Source organism: Jeongeupia naejangsanensis, from assembly GCF_016865585.1.
GTDB classification, from domain to species: domain Bacteria; phylum Pseudomonadota; class Gammaproteobacteria; order Burkholderiales; family Chitinibacteraceae; genus Jeongeupia; species Jeongeupia naejangsanensis.
In genome coordinates this window covers 740,293-763,109 of sequence record NZ_JAESND010000001.1, presented here as the reverse complement: position 1 = coordinate 763,109, position 22,817 = coordinate 740,293, and the positions used below count along the sequence as shown (strand labels likewise).

21 protein-coding genes are annotated in these 22,817 nt (G+C 62.1%); 10 read left to right on the top strand and 11 right to left on the bottom strand.

Annotation, left to right across the window (positions count from 1 at the left end; genetic code table 11):
• Window positions 1-30 precede the first annotated feature (30 nt).
• From JMJ54_RS03655 to JMJ54_RS03630, 6 genes are all read right to left on the bottom strand, one after another.
• The gene (locus JMJ54_RS03655; protein ID WP_203536576.1) at window positions 31-684 is read right to left on the bottom strand and encodes an HAD family hydrolase; all 654 of its coding nucleotides are present in this window, start codon (window positions 682-684) and stop codon (window positions 31-33) included.
• Window positions 685-700: 16 nt separating this feature from the next.
• Complete coding sequence (gene ubiG, locus JMJ54_RS03650; protein WP_203536575.1) at window positions 701-1,432, bottom strand: bifunctional 2-polyprenyl-6-hydroxyphenol methylase/3-demethylubiquinol 3-O-methyltransferase UbiG; 732 nt, start codon at window positions 1,430-1,432, stop codon at window positions 701-703.
• 66 nt (window positions 1,433-1,498) lie between these two features.
• Window positions 1,499-2,806: a TRZ/ATZ family hydrolase gene (locus JMJ54_RS03645; RefSeq protein ID WP_203536574.1), complete on the bottom strand. Its 1,308-nt coding sequence runs from the start codon at window positions 2,804-2,806 to the stop codon at window positions 1,499-1,501.
• Window positions 2,807-2,887: 81 nt separating this feature from the next.
• Window positions 2,888-3,094: a hypothetical protein gene (locus JMJ54_RS03640; protein WP_189458766.1), complete on the bottom strand. Its 207-nt coding sequence runs from the start codon at window positions 3,092-3,094 to the stop codon at window positions 2,888-2,890.
• Between the two features lie 314 nt (window positions 3,095-3,408).
• Entirely contained in the window at window positions 3,409-3,900 is a 492-nt protein-coding gene (locus tag JMJ54_RS03635; protein ID WP_203536573.1) for a DUF7931 domain-containing protein, read from the bottom strand.
• Entirely contained in the window at window positions 3,875-4,993 is a 1,119-nt protein-coding gene (locus JMJ54_RS03630; RefSeq protein ID WP_203536572.1) for a ribosomal protein uL16 3-hydroxylase, read from the bottom strand. Before JMJ54_RS03630 ends, JMJ54_RS03635 begins: the two co-directional genes overlap by 26 nt.
• A gap of 58 nt (window positions 4,994-5,051) precedes the next feature.
• Here JMJ54_RS03630 and JMJ54_RS03625 point away from each other — a divergent pair, with 58 nt between their 5' ends.
• The 10 genes from JMJ54_RS03625 (at window position 5,052) to JMJ54_RS03580 (ending at window position 16,888) form a co-directional block, all read left to right on the top strand.
• Complete coding sequence (locus JMJ54_RS03625) at window positions 5,052-5,519, top strand: peroxiredoxin (RefSeq protein WP_238999844.1); 468 nt, start codon at window positions 5,052-5,054, stop codon at window positions 5,517-5,519.
• A 6-nt stretch (window positions 5,520-5,525) separates the two neighbouring features.
• Window positions 5,526-6,005, top strand: a complete 480-nt coding sequence (locus tag JMJ54_RS03620; protein ID WP_203536571.1) for an FKBP-type peptidyl-prolyl cis-trans isomerase — start codon at window positions 5,526-5,528, stop codon at window positions 6,003-6,005.
• A 177-nt stretch (window positions 6,006-6,182) separates the two neighbouring features.
• Window positions 6,183-7,631: an alkaline phosphatase gene (locus tag JMJ54_RS03615; RefSeq protein ID WP_203536570.1), complete on the top strand. Its 1,449-nt coding sequence runs from the start codon at window positions 6,183-6,185 to the stop codon at window positions 7,629-7,631.
• Window positions 7,632-7,648: 17 nt separating this feature from the next.
• Complete coding sequence (locus tag JMJ54_RS03610) at window positions 7,649-9,052, top strand: alkaline phosphatase (RefSeq protein ID WP_203536569.1); 1,404 nt, start codon at window positions 7,649-7,651, stop codon at window positions 9,050-9,052.
• Between the two features lie 68 nt (window positions 9,053-9,120).
• Window positions 9,121-9,807 carry a hypothetical protein gene (locus JMJ54_RS03605; RefSeq protein ID WP_203536568.1) on the top strand — a complete coding sequence of 229 codons (687 nt, stop codon included), beginning with the start codon at window positions 9,121-9,123 and terminating at the stop codon, window positions 9,805-9,807.
• A 347-nt stretch (window positions 9,808-10,154) separates the two neighbouring features.
• Entirely contained in the window at window positions 10,155-13,028 is a 2,874-nt protein-coding gene (locus JMJ54_RS03600) for a ribonucleoside-diphosphate reductase subunit alpha (protein WP_203536567.1), read from the top strand.
• 151 nt (window positions 13,029-13,179) lie between these two features.
• Window positions 13,180-13,758 (top strand): hypothetical protein, encoded by a 579-nt coding sequence (locus JMJ54_RS03595; protein WP_203536566.1) that lies wholly within the window; start codon window positions 13,180-13,182, stop codon window positions 13,756-13,758.
• Window positions 13,759-13,787: 29 nt separating this feature from the next.
• The gene (locus JMJ54_RS03590; RefSeq protein WP_203536565.1) at window positions 13,788-14,375 is read left to right on the top strand and encodes a hypothetical protein; all 588 of its coding nucleotides are present in this window, start codon (window positions 13,788-13,790) and stop codon (window positions 14,373-14,375) included.
• Window positions 14,376-14,430: 55 nt separating this feature from the next.
• Window positions 14,431-15,513, top strand: a complete 1,083-nt coding sequence (locus JMJ54_RS03585; RefSeq protein ID WP_203536564.1) for a ribonucleotide-diphosphate reductase subunit beta — start codon at window positions 14,431-14,433, stop codon at window positions 15,511-15,513.
• 280 nt (window positions 15,514-15,793) lie between these two features.
• A complete protein-coding gene (locus tag JMJ54_RS03580; protein WP_203536563.1) occupies window positions 15,794-16,888 on the top strand; it encodes a hypothetical protein in 1,095 nt (364 codons plus the stop codon).
• A gap of 774 nt (window positions 16,889-17,662) precedes the next feature.
• On the opposite strand, the gene JMJ54_RS03575 is transcribed toward JMJ54_RS03580, so the two are convergent.
• The 5 genes from JMJ54_RS03575 to JMJ54_RS03555 are packed head-to-tail and all read right to left on the bottom strand — an operon-like array spanning window position 17,663 to window position 22,780.
• Window positions 17,663-18,400 (bottom strand): ATP-binding cassette domain-containing protein, encoded by a 738-nt coding sequence (locus JMJ54_RS03575; protein ID WP_203536562.1) that lies wholly within the window; start codon window positions 18,398-18,400, stop codon window positions 17,663-17,665.
• Window positions 18,397-19,365: an ABC transporter ATP-binding protein gene (locus JMJ54_RS03570; protein ID WP_203536561.1), complete on the bottom strand. Its 969-nt coding sequence runs from the start codon at window positions 19,363-19,365 to the stop codon at window positions 18,397-18,399. Before JMJ54_RS03570 ends, JMJ54_RS03575 begins: the two co-directional genes overlap by 4 nt.
• On the bottom strand, window positions 19,362-20,201 hold the full coding sequence (locus JMJ54_RS03565) for an ABC transporter permease (RefSeq protein ID WP_203536560.1): 840 nt from the start codon (window positions 20,199-20,201) through the stop codon (window positions 19,362-19,364). The genes JMJ54_RS03570 and JMJ54_RS03565 overlap by 4 nt, the downstream gene beginning before the upstream one ends.
• Complete coding sequence (locus JMJ54_RS03560; protein WP_203536559.1) at window positions 20,198-21,172, bottom strand: ABC transporter permease; 975 nt, start codon at window positions 21,170-21,172, stop codon at window positions 20,198-20,200. The genes JMJ54_RS03565 and JMJ54_RS03560 overlap by 4 nt, the downstream gene beginning before the upstream one ends.
• Before the next feature lie 45 nt (window positions 21,173-21,217).
• A complete protein-coding gene (locus JMJ54_RS03555) occupies window positions 21,218-22,780 on the bottom strand; it encodes an ABC transporter substrate-binding protein (protein ID WP_203536558.1) in 1,563 nt (520 codons plus the stop codon).
• Window positions 22,781-22,817 lie beyond the last annotated feature (37 nt).

Genomic DNA, 22,817 nt, shown 5'->3' with positions numbered 1-22,817 from the left:
GGCATGCGGGGCTTTTTCTCGTGAGCCGGCTCAGTCGGGCAAATGCGCGAGCAGGTCGAGCGGATGGGCGATGCGCAGGTCCGCGCCCCAGGCGGTCGGTTGGTCGTCAACGCTGATGTAGCCGTAATCGGCGATCACCGTTTTCATGCCAACCCGGCGGCCGGCCTCGATGTCGCGTTCGGCATCGCCAACATAGAGGCAGCTGGCGGCCGGAACGCCCAGCTGTTCGGCAGCGTGCAGCATCGGCTTCGGGTCGGGCTTGGCGACGCCGACGGTGTCGCCGGACACGACGCAGCCCGGTTGCACCGGCAGTGGCAGCTCGCGCACCAGCGGGTCGGTAAAGCGCCCCGGCTTGTTGGTGACGATGCCCCAGGGCAGGCCGCGCGCGCCGATGGCGGTGATCAGCTCGGCCACGCCGTCAAACAGCACCGTGTGTTCACACAGCGCGGTCGCATAGTGGGCGAGGAAGCGTTCGCGCAGCGCGTTGAAGCTGGCGTCGTCCGGGCCGACGCCGAAACCGAGTCCGATGAGCCCGCGTGCGCCGTGGGATGCCAGAGGCCGGATCGCATCGTACGGCTGTTCGGGGCGGCCTTCCTCGACCAGCAGGCGGTTCAGCGCGGCACCCAGATCGGGCGCGGTGTCGGCGAGCGTGCCGTCGAGGTCGAACAGAATGGCGCGGATCATGGCGGTGTCCAGTGGGTTACAGCGGCTTGCGGCAGGCGACGAGATAGTTGACGTCGGCGTCGTCGGACAAGGCGGCGATGCCGGAAATCGGGTTGTAGCTCATACCGCTGACGGTCACCGTTTCCAGCCCGGCGGTGCGGGTCATGCGCGCCAGTTCGGACGGCTTGATGAATTTGGCGTAGTCGTGCGTGCCGCGCGGCAGCAGGCCCATCAGGTATTCGGCGCCGATCACGGCCAGTGCGTAGGCCTTGGGATTGCGGTTCAGCGTCGAGAAGAACACCCAGCCGCCCGGCTTGGCCAGTCGGGCGCAGGCGGCGACGATGCTCGCCGGCGACGGTACGTGTTCGAGCATTTCCATGCAGGTGACGACGTCGAAGCTTTCCGGTACTTCGTCGGCCAGCGCTTCGACCGCGACACAGCGGTAGTCGACCGAAACCTTCGATTCGAACAGGTGCAGCTTGGCTACCTTGAGCGACTTTTCCGCCAGATCGATGCCGGTGACCTGCGCGCCCGATTGCGCCAGCGCCTCGCTGAGGATGCCGCCGCCGCAACCGACGTCGATCGTCTTTTGCGCAGTCAGCGCGACATGGTCGGTAATGAACTGCAAGCGCAGCGGGTTGATCTGGTGCAGTGGCTTGAACTCGCCGTCCTTGTCCCACCATTTGTGGGCAAGGGCGGAGAATTTGGCGATTTCGGCTTGATCTGCGTTGATCGGGGCAGCGTCGAGCGGGGCAGCGGTATCGGTCATGGCGGGATTTCGATGCGGTCAGGCCGCCAGTTTACCCCGAGCGCTGCCGCTGCTGAACCGTAATGCTCAGCGCGGTGCGATGCGCGCTTGCCAGCGCCGGGCGTTGGCGACGAGTTGGGCCTGCTTGAAGCGTGTCAGTTCGCCGGCAACCAGCTGCGGCACGCCAGCGATCCACACATGGCTGACCTGATTGCGGTCAACGGCATAGACGAGGTGCGATACCGGGTCATAAGCCGGCTGGGTGCCGAGTGCCGACAGATCGACGGCAATCACATCGGCCTGCTTGCCGACTTCGAGGCTGCCGATCCGGTCATCCCAGCCCAGCGCCTTCGCGCCATTGATCGTCGCCATTTCCAGTGCCTGCCATGCCGGCAAGGCGGTCGGATTGCCGCTCTGGCCCTTGGCCAGCAGGGCGGAGAGCCGCAGCTCGGCGAACAGGTCGAGCTTGTTGTTGCTGGCGGCACCGTCGGTGCCGATGCCGACGTTGATGCCGGCGGCGAGCTGGTCGGTGATCCGGGCAAAGCCCGAGGCCAGCTTGAGGTTCGATGCCGGGTTGTGCGCAACATGGACGCCGCGCTGTGCCAGCAGCGCGATTTCGGCATCGGTGGTGTGCACCATGTGCGCGGCGATCAGCGGACTGTCGAGCAGGCCGAGCCGGGCCAGGCGCTCGAGCGGGCGCACGCCGTGCTGGCGCAGGCTGTCGTCGATTTCGTCCTGCGTTTCGTGGATGTGGCAGTGGATGCCCAGACCCAGTTCATCGGCGAGGGTGATGATCCGGCCGAAGGTGGCATCGCTGACGCTGTACGGCGCATGCGGCGCCAGCGTGAAGCCGACCAGCGATTCGCCGGTGAACTCGTCGATGCAGTCCAGTGCGCGGCGGATGTACTGGTCGGCATCGGCGGCGTAGGGCGTCGGAAACTCGAGGATCGAGCAGCCGACCATCATCCGGAAGCCGCTGGCCAGTGCGGCGCGCGCGACGGCGCCGTGATGGAAATACCCGTCATTGGCACAGGTGGTGCCGCCGCGGATCATTTCGGCAATCGCCAGCTGCGTGCCGTCGAAAACGAACTCGTCCGAGACATGTGCGCCCTCGGCCGGCCAGATGTGATCGTTGAGCCAGTCCATCAGTGCCAGATCGTCGGCATAGCCGCGCAGCAAGGTCATCGCCGAATGCGTGTGCAGATTGACCAGACCCGGCAGCAAGGCATGCTCGGGCAGGTCGACGCGTTCGGCGTCCGGGTAACGGGCGAAGGCGTCGGCGGCGGGCAGGATGGCGGCAATGCGATCCTGCTTGATGACCAGCGCGTGGCCGGTCAGCACTTCGTGCGTTTCGATCTGAATCAGCCAGCGGGGCAACAGGATCTGGGTGGACATGGGCAGGAGGAGGCGGGATGAAGGGGGCAGAAATGCAAAAAGCCGACCTTGCGGTCGGCTTTTCGTTGCAGCTTGCTTGACTTACTTGGCAGCCGAAGCAACTTCCGAAGCAGCAGCAGCGACGTCCGAAGCAGCAGCTTCAACAGCCGAAGCAACTTCCGAAGCAGCAGCTTCAACCGGAGCCGAAGCTTCAACAACAGCCGAAGCAGCAGCCGGAGCTTCTTCTTTCTTACCGCAAGCGGTCAGGGCAACGGCGAGCAGGGCAGCAACGAGCAGAGACTGTTTCATTTTTTTAAACCTTTGAATAAAGACGAGTTGGACAAAAAACCACTAAAGCTATCGACCGTTGATCGATGGCTTCTAAAAGCAGTTAGGCATCACTTGACGACCGACAGGGCCAGATTCTAACAACGTTTTTTGCAAAAAGGTAGGCAAGCGGTGGCTTCGGGTGCATCGTATTGCCTGCCAATTGCAACAACTTGTACAAAACGGGTGATCGTCGCCCGCACACCCGATGCTTGCCGCTGGTGTCTGACGACCGGAGCCCAGCGCTGGCGTGCTCTGGCTTGATGCTGACGACATGATGTCGGATGTGGACCGCCCTAGATGTACAGACGGTTCCAGGCAGACTCCGGTCTTGCGTTGACCCACAGTTCGTCAAATTGCTGTTGCAGCAGGGCAACATTGGCGGCGCTGCTGCCCAGTTCACCGTGCGGCCAGTCGGCGTGATGACGCTTCAGATAGTGCTGCGCATCGGCGATCGCCAGTCCTTGTGCCGCCAGGCCACAATCCTCCGCAACGCGCAACAATTGCATGCGATGGCCGAAGCGGTCGCGCAGCTGGATGAAACGCGGTGCGTCGCTGGCCAGATAACCGGTGCGCCACGCCGCCAGTTTCAATTCGCCGCCGTGGACGAAAAACGCCCACAGGGCGTCGCACACCGCGCGGCTGCCCAGATCGGCAATGCGGAAGTCGTCCTCGGCCAGCCAGAGCGTCCGCCGTGCCGATGCGATCAGCGTGGCAAACGCATCGGCGTAGTCGCGATGCCGGTCGATGGCGACCGGCGGGTCAGCCGGCAGGGTGAAGGAAGCCATAGTCGTAGCAGGCGTACAGAGCTTCGAGCACATCGTCGTCGTACTCGCCTGCGGGCAGGGCGCGCGCATCGGCGAGCTGTTGCAGCACGGGATGTGCGCCGGGCTCGGCGGCGATTTCATCGCCGTTGATATAAATACGTTCGCTTTCGAACAGCATCTGCGTTTTCAGATCGAGTACCACGCCCGATTCGGCGACCTGCGCGGCGAAATCGTCGAAGTTGAGCGGGTCGTCCGGCGTATCGAAGAACACGTGCGGCTTCGGCTCGGTGAAGTAGCGGCCGACGAAGCGGCGCACGGTGGCGTCGTCCCATTCGATCTGCTTGAGCATGGCGGCCATGCTGGCGATGAAGTCGTCGTCGATTTCGCCCGGATGCGCCCGTACCTTGCGGTCCGGATCGGCGTACATGCCGTCGAGGCACAGTTCGTCCTGAACGAACTCGAGGAACTTGCCGGCGATTTCCTGTGTCTTCGGTGCGCGAAAGCCGATCGAATAGGTCATGCCCGGTTCGAGTGCGACGCCGTAATGCGCATACTTCGGCGGCAGGTAGAGCATGTCGCCGTGCTCGAGCACCCATTCCTGCTCGCTGTTGAAGTCCTTGAGGACGCGGATCGGTGCGTCCTCGACGAAATTGCCCGCATCGTCGCTGGAAATCTGCCAGCGCTTCTTGCCGCCGACCTGCAGCAGGAACACGTCGTACGAATCGTAATGCGGGCCGACCGTGCCGCCCGGTGGCGCGTACGAAATCATCAGGTCATCGAGCCGGTAATAGGGCAGGAAGTTGAAGCGGTACAGCAGTTCGCTGACGTGGTCGACGTGGTGGTTGACGTTGCTGACCAGCAGCGTCCAGTCGGTTTCCGGCAGCTTCTGCAGCCGGCGCTCGCTGATCGGGCCGTGTTCGAGTTCGTACTTGCCGTTGCGGATCTGGATGAGCCTGGATTCGGCATCGTCGCTGCCGGCCAGCTCGGTGAGCCGGGCCAGATCGATCAGCTCGGGAAAATCGGTCCACGCCTGACGGATCAGGAGCGGCTTTTTTTGCCAGTATTCGGCGAGGAATTGTTCGGGCGTGATGCCACCGAGAAGTTGCATGGGCATGGCTGGACACTATAACGACTGTGAGAATGACGAGATTATCGCACCGCGGGAGGCTTGCATGCTGAACCCTGGCGAGATGGCGCCTGACTTCGAACTGCCCGATGCCGGCATGGACTCGGTCAAACTGTCCGATTTCCGTGGCCGCCAGCATGTCGTGCTGTATTTCTTCAACAAGGATCACACGCCGGGCGGCATTACCGAGGCGGTGGAGTTCAGCGAGCGCGTCGCCGCACTGGCCAGGCACGATGCCATCGTTCTGGGCGTCAGCATGGACGACTGCATGGCGCACGAGCTGTTCATCGACGAAGAGGGGATCGAGTTCGACCTCCTGTCGGACCCGGAAGGTGAAGTCAGCCGCCGCTACCATGCGCTGCGCGAGTGGCAGGTGGGCGACGTGGTAAGATATGGCATAGCGCGCTCGACTTTCGTCATCGACAAGGCGGGCCTGATCCGCCACGCTTTTTATCAGGTCACGCCGAAAGGTCACGCGGCCGAAATACTCACCCTTGTTCAATCTCTAGGATAAGCCCGAATGCAAATCGCCAAGAATTCCGTCGTCACCCTGAACTATGAAATGTTCGATCTCGAAGGCAAGCAGCTCGACAAGACCGAAGAGCCGATCGCCTACCTGCACGGTGGTTACGACAACATCCTGCCGCTGGTGGAAGAAGCGCTGGAAGGCAAGACCGTCGGCGACAGCATCGACGTGGTCATGGAAGCCGACGACGCATTTGGCGAGCACGAGCCGGAACTGATCCGTTCGGAAGACAAGGACGTGTTCCCGCAGGAAGTCGAAGTCGGCATGATGTTCGAAGCCGATGATCCGCAGACCGGCGACGTGCTGCTGTTCCGTGTCGTTGAAATTGCCGGTGACAAGGTCACCGTCGACGCGAACCACCCGTTTGCCGGCATCAAGATCCGCTTCGTCGGCAACGTGGTCGACGTCCGCGAAGCCACCGGCGAGGAAATCGCCCACGGTCACGTGCACGGCGAACACGGCCATCACCACTAAGCTGGCGTTCGGGCTTCGGCCCTGATCGCGGAACGGGACGACTGCGGTCGTCCCGTTTTCGTTTCCGCGTCGATGACCGGATGATTGCAGACAGCGTCTTCATTCCTTCATGAAAGCTTAGTTTGCATGCAATCCCTCCCCTTTAGGCTGGCGACGCCTAAAAACAGGGAGGCTTTCATGAAAAAATATCTACTGGCGAGCGCTATCAGCATCGCCCTGACTGCATGCGGCGGCAGCAGCGACAGCAGCACGGCTGCGCCGACGCCCACACCCGCGCCGACCCCGGCGCCGGTGGCGGCACAAAAGAACGTCATTTTCTTCCTCGGTGACGGCATGGGTCTGACGACCATGACCGCCGCGCGCATCTATTCCGTCGGCGAAGACGGCGACCTGACGATGGATACGCTGCCGGAAAGCGCGTTCATCAAGACCTTCTCCAACGATGCCCAGGTCACCGATTCGGCGCCGTCGATGTCGGCCTACATGACCGGCGTGAAGATGAACAACGAAGTCATCTCGATGAGCCAGGAGACCAAGGCCGTCGATCCGACCAAGGACCTGACCGGCAACTGTGGCACGGCCAACGGCAAGCCGGTGCAGACCTTCCTCGAGCTGGCCAAGGCGGCCGGCTACGGCACCGGCGTCGTCACGACCACGCGCGTCACGCACGCGACGCCGGCGGCGACCTACTCGCACGTCTGCCACCGTGACGCCGAGAACGACATCGCCGCGCAGTTCGTACCGGGTGGTACCGGCTTCAACAGCCAGCTCGGCGACGGCGTCGACGTGCTGCTCGGTGGTGGCCGGCAGTTCTTCCAGCCGGTGGCCGCCGGTGGCAAGCGCGTCGACGGTCGTGATCTGACCGCCGAACTCAAGACCAAGGGCTACAGTTACGCGGCCAGCAAGGCCGAGTTCGACGCGATCGACCCGGCCAGGACCAAGAAGCTGGTCGGCCTGTTCACCTCCAGCCACATGAGCTACGACCTTGACCGCGATGCGGGCAAGGAACCGAGCCTCGCCGAAATGACGACCAAGGCGATGCAGACGCTGAAGCAGAACGGCAAGGGCTACTTCCTGATGGTCGAGGGTGGCCGCATCGATCATGCGCTGCACGAAACCACCGCCAAAAAGGCGCTGCAGGACACGGTGGCGTTCGACAACGCGATCAAGGCGGCCATCGCCGAAGCCAAGAAGACCGATCCGGAGCTGAAAAACACGCTGATCGTCGTCACCGCCGACCATGACCACACGCTGGTACTGAACGGCTATGCCGCCCGCACCGGCAAATCGTCGGCCGGCAATCCGGGCGTGCTCGGCCTCGTGCGCAACTACAGCGACGGCCAGATCGCCAAGGATTCGGACGGCATGCCGTTCACGATCATCGGCTTCGGCAACGGTGAAAACCGCCCGGCCGGCGATCGCAAGAACTTTGCCGCGCTCGACGACGCAACCGTGTTCGCCAACACCTACCACCAGGAAGCGGTAGTGCGCGTGGCGGCCGGCAGCGAAACCCACGGCGGGACCGACGTCTTCCTCGGTGCCATCGGCAACAACGCCGACCTGTTCCACGGCACGATGGACAACACCAATGTATTCAGCCTGCTGCGTCAGGCTTCGGGCATCTGAGTCAGGGAGACGGACCAATGAAACGCATTCAACAATCGCTGATCGCGACCGCCTGCCTGACCCTGCTGGCGCAGGGCGCCCAGGCTGCAGGCGAAGCCAAGAACGTGATCTTCTTCCTCGGCGACGGCATGGGCCCGGCCACGGTCACCGCCTCGCGCATCTACAAGTACAAGGAAGAGGGCAGCCTGAACATGGACAAGCTTGACCGTACCGCGCGGATCAAGACGTTCTCGAACGATGCCCAGACCACCGACTCGGCGCCGTCGATGTCGGCGTACATGACCGGGGTAAAGATGAACAACGAGGTGATCTCGATGTCGTCCGACACCAAGGCCGCCGACGGCGCCGGCAAGGCTTATCTGAGCGGCACCGACAGCACTTGCCCGGGCAGCAACGGCAAGCCGGTCGACACCCTGCTGGAAATCGCCAAGGCCAAGGGCAAGGCGGTCGGTTCGATCACCACCACCCGCATCACCCACGCGACCCCGGCGGCGACGTACTCGCACGTCTGCCACCGTGATGCCGAAAACACCATCGCCGCGCAGGCAGTACCGGGCGGCGCCGGTTACAACAGCAAGCTCGGCGACGGCCTCGACGTGCTGATGGGCGGCGGCACCAAGTTCTTCCTGCCGACCGCATCGGGTGGCAAGCGTACCGACGGCCGCGATCTGATCGCCGAGATGAAGGCCAAGGGCTACACCTACGCGGCGACCGGCACCGAGCTGAAGGCGGTGAATGCCGCGTCGACCAGCAAACTGTTCGCGCTGTTCACGCCGGATCACATGGACTACGAGCTGGACCGGACCAAGGGCGCGCTGAATCAGCCGAGTCTGGCCGAGATGACGCAAAAGTCGATCGAGGTGCTGGCCAAGAACAGCAACGGCTTCTTCCTGATGGTCGAAGGCGGCCGGATCGACCATGCGCTGCACGGCACCAACGCCAAGCGCGTGCTCGAAGACACGGTGGCATTCGACGACGCGATCAAGGTCGCGCTCGACGAAATGAACAAGCGCGATCCGGGGTTGAAGAACACGCTGATCGTCGTCACGGCCGACCACGACCACACGATGACCATCAACGGTTACGGCAAGCGGGGCAGCAACATCCTCGGCACGGTGAAGAACTACAAGGACGGCTCCGAGGCCAAGGACGCGGATGGGAATAATTACACCACCCTCGTCTTCGGCAACGGCCCGAACCGCAAGCCGGTGCGTACCGCCCTGATCGAAGGCAACGCCGACAAGACCCAGGTGCTGCACGACGACTACCTGCAGGAAACCGGCATCAAGATCAACGGTTCGGAAACCCATGGCGGTGGCGACGTCAAGTTGCTGGCCACCGGGGCGGGCGCCAAGGCCTTCAAGGGCACGCTCGACAACACCAAGGTGTTCGGGCTGATCAAGCAGGCTTACGGCTTCTGATCGTGTCGTTCCGGCGCGGCGGCGCCTGCCGCCGCGCGTTTTTTATTGCTGATGCTTCAAGGATTCCCATGTCCGTTCGCAGTTTGTTCTGCTTCGCCCTGTTGGCAACGCCACTGGCCCACGCCGCTGCGTTGCCCGATGCAGCCGCCACGATCACCTATGAAAGCCGGGTGGTGACGGCCGAAGGGGTGACCAAGCAGACCCGCTTTCAGGAGCGCTGGCTGCGCAGCAAGGACAATGTCTGGAGCGAGCGCATCGTTCCGGCCAATGCCTTGCCCGAATCCGTCCACGAGGGTGAGCACGGTGGCGAGCACGACCACCATCACGACATGAACTTCGCGACCGCGGCCAAGTATGTCTACCTCGATGCCAAGGGCGTGGTGGCGCTGAACTTCGTTCGCCCGGCCCAGAAAACCGTCATCGTCATGGGCAAGGGCGACTACGCCCAAGTCGGTTTTGACGGCTCGTGGCAGGCTGCGGCGACGCTGGTCGATCGTAAACAGCTCGACAAGATGACCAGGGTCGCCAAGCCGGCGCCGGATGGCGCGAGCTGGTACGAGCAGCGCCAGAACAAGCAGTACGTGCGTGTGCTCTGGTCGTCCGCCAGGCAGTTGCCGCTGTCGATCGAATCGGGCCGCGACGACGGCAGTAGCTGGAGCCGGATCACTGTCGCGCCGCAGGCGCTGCCGGCGACGCTGCCGTGGACCCGCATGGCAGGCTATACGCGCAAGGACTACATGGATCTGCTCGACTGAGCGGCGTGTCCCGTTGCCCTGCGGGGCACTTCAGGCCACCATGACGGTGGCCTTTTTTGCTTTCCGCAGGCCTGTCATGTTCGCGCAACATCCGTCAGCCGCGCTGATTGGCCGTGCGAGCCGCGCTCCGCTTCGGTGGTACTGCCGGCCATCATTTATCACATGATCGCGCAGTTGCACTAGCCGACCGTCTTCCCCTAGTATTTGTGTTGAGACTAGTTTGCAGACACAAGATATTGTGTTTCTTCACAAAGAATACACAGACTTGTGCACATCATCAGAATCCCCTCTAGCCAGAAGGAACAGAGCGCATGTACGCCCCGCTGGATAGCACCACTGGAAGCCGAATGACCGATACCGTCGACACCGCCGCGCAACACGACAACAGCGCCTACACCAACTACAAGATCATTCGTCGCAACGGCGCTGTGGTGCCGTTCGAGCCGCTGAAGATCTCGGTGGCCGTGACCAAGGCCTTCATCGCCGTGCAGGGCAGCCAGGCCGCTTCGTCGGCTGGCGTGCGCGAGCGCGTTGCCGGCCTGACCGACTCGGTCGTGCGCGCACTGATGCGCCGCAAGCCCGAAGGCGGCGCGATCCATATCGAGGAAATCCAGGACCAGGTCGAACTGGCGCTGATGCGTACCGGCGAACACGACGTCGCACGTGCCTACGTGATCTACCGCGAACAGCGCTCGCAAGAGCGCTCGCACGCCAAGGTCGAACACGAAGTCGAACACCACGACAGCATCAACGTCGTTTACGAAGACGGCAGCCGCCGTCCGCTCGATCTGGGCCGCCTCAAGGCGCTGATCGCCTCGGCCTGCACCGGTTTCGACAACGAGACCAACCAGGCCGCGATCCTGAACGAAGCGCTGAAGAACATCTACGACGGCGTGTCGGCCGAAGAAGTGCGCAAGTCGGTGATCATGGCCGCGCGCCAGCTGATCGAGAAAGACCCGTCGTACTCGCAAGTCACCGCGCGCCTGCTGCTCGACAGCCTGCGCCGCGAAGTGCTCGGCGAGGAAACCAGCCATGAAGACATGGTGCACGCCTACGCGCGCTACTTCCCGGAATTCATCAAGCGCGGCATCGACGCCGAGCTGCTCGACGACCGTCTGGCCCAGTACGATCTGGCCCGCCTCGGCGCCGCGCTGAACCACGACCGCGACTACCAGTTCGGCTACCTCGGCCTGCAGACGCTGTACGACCGCTACTTCCTGCACGTCGACGGCGAGCGCATCGAGCTGCCGCAGGCGTTCTACATGCGTGTGGCCATGGGCTTGGCGCTGAACGAGATCGACCGCGAAGCTCGCGCGATCGAGTTCTACAACGTGCTGTCGAGCTTCGACTTCATGAGCTCGACCCCGACGCTGTTCAACTCGGGTACCCGTCGCTCGCAGCTGTCGTCGTGCTACCTGACGACGATCGCCGACGACCTCGATGGCATCTACGAAGGCATCAAGGAAAACGCGCTGCTGTCGAAGTTTGCCGGCGGCCTCGGCAACGACTGGACCCCGGTGCGCTCGCTCGGTTCGCACATCAAGGGCACCAACGGCAAGTCGCAGGGCGTCGTGCCCTTCCTCAAGGTGGTGAACGACACCGCCGTCGCGGTCAACCAGGGCGGCAAGCGCAAGGGCGCGGTCTGCGCCTACCTGGAAACCTGGCACGCCGACATCGAGGAATTCCTCGAACTGCGCAAGAACACCGGTGACGACCGCCGCCGTACCCACGACATGAACACCGCCAACTGGGTGCCGGACCTGTTCATGCAGCGCGTGATCGAAGGCGCCGACTGGACGCTGTTCAGCCCGGCCGAAGCACCGGATCTGCACGACAAGTACGGCAAGGACTTCGCCGAGACCTACGCACGCTACGAAGAAAAGGCTGCCCGCGGCGAAATGCGCGTGGTCAAGAAGCTGCCGGCGCTGACGCTGTGGCGCAAGATGCTGACCATGCTGTTCGAAACGGGTCACCCGTGGATCACGTTCAAGGATCCGTGCAACATCCGCAGCCCGCAGCAGCACGTCGGCGTGGTCCACAGCTCGAACCTGTGCACCGAAATCACGCTGAACACCAACGACCACGAAATCGCCGTCTGCAACCTCGGCTCGGTCAACCTGGTCAACCACCTGAAGAATGTCGACGGCGCTATCGTCCTTGATCAGGACAAGATCGCCCGCACCGTGAAGACCGCGATGCGCATGCTCGACAACGTCATCGACATCAACTTCTACCCGGTGGCGAAGGCGCGCAATTCCAACCTGAAGCACCGTCCGGTCGGCATGGGCATCATGGGCTTCCAGGACGCGCTGCTGGCACAACGGATTCCGTATGCGTCGAACGCTGCGGTCGAGTTTGCCGATGCGTCGATGGAAATGGTCTGCTACCACGCCTACTGGGCGTCGACCGAGCTGGCCGAAGAGCGCGGCACCTACCCGAGCTACAAGGGCAGCCTTTGGGATCGTGGCATCCTGCCGCTCGATTCGCTGAACCTGCTGGCCGAAGAGCGTGGCGGCAACCTCGAAGTCGACCGCACCGAACGGCTGGACTGGAACGCACTGCGTCAGCGCGTTGCGTCGGTCGGCATGCGCAACTCGAACTGCGTGGCCATCGCCCCGACTGCGACCATCGCCAACATCATCGGCGTCTCGGCGTCGATCGAACCGACCTACCAGAACCTGTTCGTCAAATCGAACCTGTCGGGCGAATTCACCGTGGTCAACGACTACCTGGTGCGCGACCTGAAGGCCCGTGGCCTGTGGGACGAAGTGATGATCTCGGACCTGAAGTACTTCGACGGTTCGGTGGCGCGCATCGATCGCATCCCGCAAGACCTGCGCGACATCTACGCGACCGCGTTCGAAATGGATCCGAAGTGGCTGGTCGAGGCTGCATCGCGTCGCCAGAAGTGGATCGACCAGGCGCAGAGCCTGAACATCTACATGGCCGGCGCGTCGGGCAAGAAGCTGGACGAGCTGTACAAGCATGCGTGGATCCGTGGCCTCAAGACCACGTACTACCTCCGCACGCTGGCGGCATCGAACGCCGAGAAGTCGACCGGCCGTGGCGGCGAGCTGAACGCCGTACCGGTGGATGGCGGCTACAGCGCTCCGGCTGCCGTGGCAGCGGCGCCGGCGGTGGAAGCCGAACCGGTGATGGAACCGGCGACCGACATGAAGTTCTGCTCGATCGACAATCCCGACTGCGAAGCATGCCAGTAAGGCAGTGAAGGAAGGCCGGCTTGCCGGCCTTCCGCAAGCCCGCTTCGCCGGGCCCGATTCCTGAGCCGCTTGCCTGCAGGCGGTTGATGAATCGGTTTCACAAGAAAGCCAACAAGGCCGCCAACGAGCAGGCCAGCGGGGAGAGAAGGGAATGAAGACGGTACTGGCAGGCTTGGGGCTGGCCCTGGCGTTGACGGGGTGCGCGCAAGTGCAGCAGGTGTTCAGCAGCAACGAGCCGAAAAAGGTCGAGACGCAAGCCGGGCAGGCTGCGGTGTTGCTGACGCTGACGTGGCAAGCGGTTGAACCGGACGATGCCAAGGTCTCGCTGGTGTTGCGCGGGCCGCGGGGCGAACAGGTGCTGACCGCGGAAGAGGGCGATGAAGTGCGTTCGCCGAACGGTCCCAGTGTTGCCGGCAAACGCTTCTCGCTGAATCTGGTACCGGGCAAGTATCAACTGATGCACGTGCAGGGTAGCTGGCACACCGAAGAGGGTGGCCGTTCGCGGACCCAGCCGGTCTGGTTGCCGCTGGGGCAGACGTTCAGCGTGCAGGCGGGCGAGGTGGTTTATGTCGGCAATGTCAACGTCGCGCTGGATTTCACACCGTCCGTGTCGGTCAGCAATCAGTCCGGTCGCGATTTTTATGATCTGGTCATGAGTAAAACCGCCAACGAGCTGTCCAACATACAGGTGAGGTTGCCGCAAGCCGGCAATCTGCCGTACGGAAGCTGAAGCCGCCTGCGGGCGGACTGGAGGGCGCCATGCTTGTGCATGAAGGGTACAAACGCGTCGCCGCGCTCGGCCTGCTGATCCTGTTGGCGGCGTGTGCGTCGATGAAGCCGCAAACCGACGCCGGCAAGCTGCAGCCGCCGCCGGGTCAGGGTTACGCAGTGCTGGCATTCACGCTGCACAGCCTGCAACCCGACAGCGGCGATGCGAATCTGGTGTTCAACGGTGCCGGCATCAGCGGCAATCTGTACGCCAGTGAGAACACCGACTACATCCGCGCACCGGGCAACGTGCCGGACGACAAGGGCAGACTGACGTTCACTGCGCTGCCGCCGGGCAACTACACCATCAGCCACGTTTACGGCTACTGGGGCATGCCGGACACGCTGGGGCAGGCCGGGATGCGCAACGTGATCAGCCTGCCGAGGCAGGACCGCTTCACCGTCAGGGCCGGAGAGGTGGTGTACTTGGGTGACTTTCACCTGAACATGAATTTCAAGCCCGACGTCGTGCTGAGCGATCAGCAGGCCCGTGACTTCAATCACATGAAGGTCATGTGGGGCGTCAGCGATTTTTCCAACGTCAAGGTTCAGCTACTGAACCAGGGCGACAAACAATAAACACGGCCGGCATCAGCCGCGCCATTGCAAATATCGATAGACAAGGACAAGCACCATGCTGAGCTTCGAAGACTCCGCCATTTCCACCACCGCAAACAGTGCCGGCAGCGCTGCGACTGAAGGGCGGGTCAACGTCGTCGACAAGCGCGTCATCAACGGCACCACCGACGTCAACCAGCTCGTGCCGTTCAAGCACAAGTGGGCGTGGGAAAAGTATCTGGCCCAGTGCGCCAACCACTGGATGCCGCAGGAAGTGAACATGCAGCGCGACATCGAGCTGTGGAAGGACCCGAACGGCCTGACCGACGACGAGCGCCGTCTGGTCAAGCGCAACCTCGGCTTCTTCGTCACCGCCGACTCGCTCGCCGCCAACAACATCGTCCTCGGCACCTACCGCCAGATCACCAGCCCGGAATGCCGCCAGTTCCTGCTGCGTCAGGCCTTCGACGAAGCGATCCACACCCACGCCTACCAGTACATCGTCGAATCGCTCGGCCTTGATGAAGGCGAAATCTTCAACGCCTATCACGAAGTCGCGTCGATCCGGAACAAGGACGAATTCCTGATCCCGTTCATCGACGTACTGACCGACCCGGAGTTCAAGAGCGGGACTCTTGAGACGGACCAGCAACTGCTGCGCTCGATCATCGTCTTCGCCTGCATCATGGAAGGCCTGTTCTTCTATGTCGGCTTCGTCCAGATCCTCGCGCTCGGCCGCCAGAACAAGATGACCGGCGCCGCCGAGCAGTACCAGTACATCCTGCGCGACGAATCGATGCACTGCAATTTCGGCATCGACCTGATCAACACCATCAAGCTGGAAAACCCGCAGCTGTGGACCGAACCGTTCAAGGCCGAAATCACCGAACTGTTCAAGAAAGCCGTCGAACTCGAATACGCGTATGCCGAAGACACCATGCCGCGCGGCGTGCTGGGCCTGAACGCCAGCCAGTTCAAGGAATACCTGCGCTTCATCGCCAACCGCCGCATGCAGCAAATCGGCCTCGACCAACTCTTCCCGGGCGTGACCAACCCGTTCCCGTGGATGAGCGAGATGATCGACTTGAAGAAAGAGAAGAATTTCTTTGAAACCCGCGTGACGGAGTACCAGACTGGTGGGGCGTTGAGCTGGGATTGAATTATTATTGATGAGTTAAAAAAGGGTCGAAAGGCCCTTTTTTAACGAGTATGTCTTGTATTGTTATGCGTTTTTAAAAAATAATACAAGATGGTTTTTGTATTTGTCTATGTTTGTTATGCCTGTGACCTTTGTGAAGGGTTCTACGGGTTTTGCCATTGGCCTGGATAGTTGTCGTTCGGGACTGGGAAGTTAGCGGGTTTTTTTCCAAAAAAGTGCAGTAGATCGGAAAAAATCGTCTAGTAATGTGTAGGGTGATCCCCACGCCTAGGAGATGATTATGCGTTTTATCACACTTTTCTTACTGATTCCGGCTTCATTTTTCGGCAGATACGCTTTGGCAGACCCAGCTGATCCATGTTTGGTCGCCTACAAAGACCAACTATCAAATATTGATATAAATATTCAGAAATTGGCAATAAAAAATCAATACTTCAATAAATTTTGCAAGTCAGATGGATCAATTAATGAGAGTGATACTGGTTTGGGGGTGGCTGCCATTGTTGCAAGTGTGCCAATATCTGCCCAGTTTGCTTTTTCTTCGAAAGATCAAACTGTTTCTCAATTCTGTAGTGATACAGCAAAAAGTAGCGATGTTTACTCGTACAAAGATACATATACTAAAACATCCATGGATTATGCGCAGAAAAATTTCAATCAATGCTTAGAGATTTCTAAGCAAAATTTAGTGGTGACATATACATATACTCCCCCCAATGTCTTGACAATAATTGGTAGAAATAACAACGGGTATATGGAGGTACAGGTCGATGATATTGAGTTTGATAAATCAAAATTAAAGTGCACAACTCCTAGAGCTTATTTATGGCCGAAAGAGCTTGAACCTAAATCTGCTGTTGTTAAATTTGATCGGGATTTTTCAATAAACTGCGTTAGAGTCCCGGATTCCCCTAGTGGCGGAAGTTATTCTGCTGCCACATTGGTACTGACAATTGGTCGAGCTGGTGTTTCCACTCCGTATGAGATTTATTTGCCGCAAGATAAGTACCTCGGGCCTGCTCTACAGAGCACTGCCAAAACTGAAATTGATAGGCTGCAAAAAAGGGTCGATGACTCTGAAAAATCCGTTTCTTTACTGACCGAAAGTAATCAGATTTTAGGAAGAAAAGTCAAAGATATGACTATAAAAGAAATTCGCCCGTTTTACGTTGGTGAGTATGGACGGAATTTGGCGGGTCCCAAGTTTTACTGTGGTGCAGATGGAGGAATTCCTGGCAATGAAGCTATGATTGAAAATTTGGGCAAGGAGGTATGCGGTAAGACAATGAAAGGAGGGGGGGTTCAAAGGCTGAATTACTTTAACGGAAATAAATGCGGATATAGCGAATATATCGTCCGATGCTATGAAAAATGAAATTTGGCATGCACGGTGCTTATTGTTGAACTAGGTATGCACAGTGGATTTTAAGATTTTTGACAATCTATTAATCTGGAGCTTGAGAGGTATTGGGTTTCGCCTAGTTGGATTCCTCTGCGCAACCATGTAGGGCGGGTCATTTGACCCGCGCAGGCCGGCGCCGATTGTTTCAATTTCATTTGCGTTTTACGCCTGCGGCGCATCGTTTACATACGCGTTCCGTCGCGCCCATATGTTCTTTTTTTACGTCGTCAAAAGCAATGAACGAAAGAAAAGGCGATCCCACATTCGCGCCCCTGTGGGGGTTCCTAGTTACGGACAATCGGGGCGGTGTGCCACTGGCATCGCAGTAAGCCGGATTCGTGTGATCGCGTCGGTAATCGGTGGAGCCATTCCACCGCTTAGCTCTGACCTTTGCATTCCACCCCAATCCCGTCCAAGGCAGCCGAGGAGTGGAGCGAGACGAGTCGGCTTCATGACTTGGCTCGCGACCGATGCAGGGTAGTGCGGAGCGCCTGCCGCTTCGGGTCGCCTTTCTTTGGTTACTTTCTTTGGCGAAGCAAAGAAAGTAACCCGCCAGCCGGGTGGGACCGGCGGTTTGGCTTTTGAATTGCGGCACACCGGATCAGGTTAATGGTGCAGACAATCGGCGGATTGTCGCTACGCGCCGAATCCGCCTTGGGCGGCAAACACCCGGACCAGCATACCTTAGCCACCCGGAACGTCTCCGGGAAACGAGAACCAACCGGATGACCTCGATTCGGGACCCGTTCAGGAACGGGAGAGGGAAGCTTGGGGCAAGCCGACCAGTTGCCCGGCTGCGGCCGTCTCCACGATCCGGCCGTGGTGCATGACCACGACCCGCTCGCACAGGTGGCGTACGACGCCGAGGTCGTGGCTGATGAACAGCAGTGTCAATCCCAGCTCGCGGCGCAGCTGTTGCAGCAGGTTGAGAATCTGGGCCTGGATCAACACATCCAGCGCCGCAACGGCTTCGTCGCACACCAGCAGCTGCGGTTTCACGGCCAGCGCACGGGCAATGCCGACGCGGGCGCGCTGTCCGCCGGAGAGCTGGTGCGGATAGCGTTGCGCCAGCTGCGGGTCCAGCCCGACCCGGCTCAGCTGGGTGGCGACAAAGTCGCTTTCGTCGCCGGTGATCAAGCCGTGGATGCGTGGTGCTTCGGCGATCAGCTCTGCCACGCGGGCGCGCGGGTTGAGGGCGGATGCCGCGTCCTGGAACACCATCTGGATGCCGTCGCGCGGCCCGTCCGGCAGGCGTTGTCCTTGCCAGAAGCGCTCGCCGGCGGTGGGCGGCAGCAGGCCGGCGATGATGCGGGCCAGTGTGGATTTGCCGCTGCCGGATTCCCCGACGATGCCGACCGCTTCGCCTGCGTGGAGAGCGAGGGAGACATCATCCAGCGCCTGCAGCGTGGATCGCCGCTGGCGCCAGCCATTCGCCAGTATATAGCTCTGGCTGATGTTCCGGGCGTGGAACAGGGGCTCGTTCATGGCGGGGTGACCAAGGGAAAGAAGCACCGCACCGTCCGCGCCTCGCCGGCGGCAACTTGTGGCGGCGCTGCGATGCAGGCGGCCTCGGCGCGCGGGCAGCGGGCACGGAAGCGGCAGCCTTCGGGCGGCGGCGAAAGGCTGGGCGGCTGGCCGGGCAGCGTGGCCAGTGGTGTGCCGGGCGGTACGCTGCCGGGAATCGCGCCCAGCAGGGCGGCGGTGTAGGGGTGGGCCGGAGCGTGCAATACCCGGGCACAGGGGCCGGATTCGACGATCTGGCCGGCGTACATGACCAGCACCCGGTCGGCAAAGCCGGCCGCCACCCCCAGATCATGGGTGATCCACAGTACCGCGGTGCCGTGGTCGCGGCGGTACTGGTCGATCAGGGCCAGAATCTGCGCTTGCAGCGTGACATCCAGCGCCGTGGTCGGTTCGTCCGCGATCAGCAGCGCAGGCTGGTTGATCAGCGCGGCGGCAATGGCCACCCGCTGGCGCATGCCGCCGGAGAGTTCGTGCGGGTAGGCGCGCAGCCGTTGTGCCGGGAAGGTGATGCCCACCTCGTCGAGCATGGCCAGCGCTTCGTCCCTGGCTGCACTGCGGCCGACGTTGCGGTGGGCGCGGATGGTTTCGACCAGTTGGGTTTCGATCCGCAGAACCGGGTTCAATGTCGCCATCGGGTCCTGAAACACCATGGCCAGACGGTCGCCGCGCCGGCGGCGCAACTGGCGCTCCGGCAGGGCGCTCAGGTCTTCGCCCAACAACGTGATCTCGCCGCCCACACGACGCAGCGGCGGGTCCAGCAGGCCGGCGATGGCCAGACCGGTCAGCGTTTTGCCGGAGCCGGATTCGCCCACCAGCGCGACCACCTCGCCGCGTTCGATATGCAGGCTGACGCTGTCGACGGCATGGGCAGGGGACTTGGTGTCGCCGATGTGGATGGTGAGGTCCTTCACGTCGAGGACGCTCATCGTCCGGCCTCGCGCGGATCGGCCCGCTGGCGGAGCGCGTCGGCCAGCAGATTGCAGCTGGTCAGTACGACGACCAGCAACAGTCCCGGAAACACGCTGATCCAGTAGCGTCCGGACAGCAGGTACTGGAAGCCGTTGGCGATCAGCAGACCGAGCGAGGGCTCGGTGACCGGCAGCCCCAGTCCGAGGAAGGACAGCGTGGCTTCGAGCGAGATCGCGGCGGCCAGTTGCAGGGCGGCCACGGTCAAGAGGGTCGGCAGGCAATTGGGCAGGACGTGGCGCAACAGGATGCGCCACGTCGGCAGCCGCAACAGCCTGGCCGCCGCGACGTAATCCTTCTGGCACTCGACCAGCGCGGCGCTGCGTGCGGTGCGGGCGTAGTAGGCCCACTGTGCCGCCAGCAAGGCCAGCACGATCTTGGACACGCCCGGCCCCGTCAGAGCCAGCAGCACCAGCGCCAGCAGGATGGCCGGGAAGGAGAGCTGGATGTCCACCACGCGCATGATCAGTGCATCGACCCAACGGCCGTGCCAGGCGGCGAGCAGGCCGAGCACCACGCCTGCCGTCAGTGCCAGCAGCGTGCTCAGTACGCCGACGGTCAGACTGATGCGCAAGCCGTACAGCATGGCGGACAGCATGTCCCGGCCTTGCGCATCGGTACCCAGCCAGTAGGTGCCGCCGTGGTCGAGGGCCGCGCTGCCCGGTGGCAGGCGTGCATCCAGAATGTCCAGCGTGGCCAGATCGTACGGATTCTGCGACGCCAGCCACGGCGCCAGCAACGCGGCGAGCAGCAGGGCCGCCAGCAGGATCAGGCTGAACCAGCCGCGGCGGCTCATGGCCGGCTCCTGAGGCGCACGCGCGGATCGAGCAGCGCATAGAGCAGATCCACGACGAGGTTGATGGTGACGAACAGCGTGACGGTGACCAGCAGGTAGGCGACAACGACGGGCCGGTCGAGCTGGCCGATGGCCTCGATCAGCAGCTTGCCCATGCCGGGCCAGGCGAACACGGTTTCGGTGACCACGGCAAAGGCGATCAGCGAGCCGAATTCCAGCCCGCTGACCGTCACGATCGGGATCAGGATGTTCTTGAACACGTGCACGAACACGATCCGCGCCGGGTGCAGCCCCCGGGCGCGGGCGAAGCGGACGTAGTCCTGGCGCAATGCTTCGCGCGTGGCGCTGGCGGTCAGCCGCAGCAGCAGCGAGCACTTGAACAGCGCCAGTGTCAGCGCGGGCAGCAGCAGGTGGCGCCAGCCGTCGAGCGAGCCGATCGACAGCGGAATGCCCAGCCAGAGCGTTGTTTCGCCGCGCCCGCCGGTCGGCAGCCAGCCCAGCCAGACGCCGAACAGCATGATGAACATCATGCCGACCCAGAAGGTGGGCAGCGAAAAGCCGAGTAGCGACAGCGCGTCGATCAGCCGGGCCGACCAGGACCGGGGTTGCAGCCCCACCCACAGCCCCAGCGGTACGCCCACCAGCAGCGCAATCAGCAGCGCCGCGACGGCCAGCTCCAGCGTTGCAGGCATGCGTTCGAGCACCAGCCGGATGGCCGGCTCGCCATGCACGAAGGATCGCCCCAGATCGCCATGGGCCATCGCTCCGACGAAGCGGGCGTACTGCACCCACCATGGCTGATCCAGCCCCAGCCCGGCGCGGACACGAGCGATGTCGTGCCGGTCGGCCTGCGGATCGACCAGCAGTGCCAGCGGATCGCCGATCGCGAACACGGCCACGAAGACCAGCGCCGACATGGTCAGCAGCACCAGCAGCGCCTGGATCAGGCGCCGGATCATGAAGCCCGACATGAAGGCCTCAGGACGTGATGCGGTATGAAAGGATCAGTGCCGCGCTCATTCCGGCTTGAACTGCCAGGCAAAGCTGAACTCATCCACGCGCGGCGTGAACTTGATGCCTTTTTTCAGCCCCCAGCTGGCGTACTGGTGGTAAAGCGGGATGACGGCATAGTCCTTCAGCGCCTGTGTGGCGGCCTGTTCGGCCAGCTTTTCGCGTTCCTGCGGCTCGACGCTGGCGAGCGAGGCCGCTACCAGCTGGTCGACTTTCGGATTGCTGTACCTGCCCCAGTTCCAGCTGCCCCAGCCGGTGTCCGGATTGGGCGTGCCGACCAGCGAGCGCAGCGCAAAATCACCGGCCAGCGACCCCCAGCCCAGCAGTGCCACGCTGTAGTCGCCGGCCCGCGCCTTGCCGAAATAGGCCGACAGCGGCAGCGTTTCGACCTTGGCCTGAATGCCGACGCGCGTCAGCAGCTGGGCGACGGTCTGCACGACCTGTTCGTCGTTGATGTAGCGGTTGTTCGGGCCGTGCAGCGTCAGCGCGAAACCGTCCGGATAGCCTGCTGCGGCCAGCAGTTTCTTCGCGCCTTCCGGGTCGTAGGCTTCCGGCTTCAAGGCTTTGGCATTGCCGAGGATGCCCGGCGAAACGATGTTGCCGGCGGGGATGGCCAGCCCTTCCAGCGTGCGCTCGACCAGCGCATCGCGATTGATGGCCTTGGAAATGGCCTGCCGGACCCGGACATCCTTGAGCGGATTTTTGGCCAGCGGCTTGCCGGCCTTGTCGGTCACGTAGGGCGAGTTGTCGCGCCACTGGTCCAGCTGCCAGAACAGCGTGCGCCACGACGCACGCTGCGCGAGTACGAACTTGGGATTGGCCTTGAGCCGGGCGATGTCGGCGGTCGGCACGTTCTCGATGGCATCGACGTCGCCGGCCAGCAAGGCGGCCAGACGTGGCGCGTCGCTGGTCAGGATGCGGAAGGTCACCTTGTCCCACGCCGGCTTCTCGCCCCAGTACTGCGGGTTCCTGACCAGCTCGATGGCTTCGCCGCGCTTGAAACTGGCGAACTTGAACGGCCCGGTGCCGATCAGCGCCTTGCCGCTGTTGAAGTCCTCCGGCGTGGCGTTCTGCGCAGCCTTTTTCGACACGATGAAGATCGAATTCACGTCCAGCGGCAGCGGGCCGTACGGGGTCGCGGTCTTGAGGCGCACCGTATAGCGGTCGACCACCTGCTTGGCGACGATGGGCTTGGTGTAGCTGGTGAACGGCCCCGGGCTGTTGGTCAGCGTGGCCGGGCGGTCGAGCGAAAAGACGACATCGTCGGCGGTCAGCTCGCTGCCGTCGTGGAACTTCACCCCGCGCCGCAGCTTGAACTCCCAGGTCGTCGGGTCGACCGCCTTCCAGCTGGTCGCCAGTCCCGGTTGCAGCTTGCCGTTCGCGTCGACGCTGGTCAGCGATTCGAACAGGTGCGAAGACAGCGCGATGTTGGGGGCGATATTGACGAAGTGCGGGTCCAGCGACGAGACGTCGGCGGCAAGGCCGATGCGCAGGTCTGCCGCGTGGGCGGGCAGGGTTGCGGCAAAGGCGAGGGTCAGGGCGGAGAGGGCATGGCGGAAACGGGGCATGGCGGCTCGATGCTGAGAGGGTGGGAGTAGTTTAGAA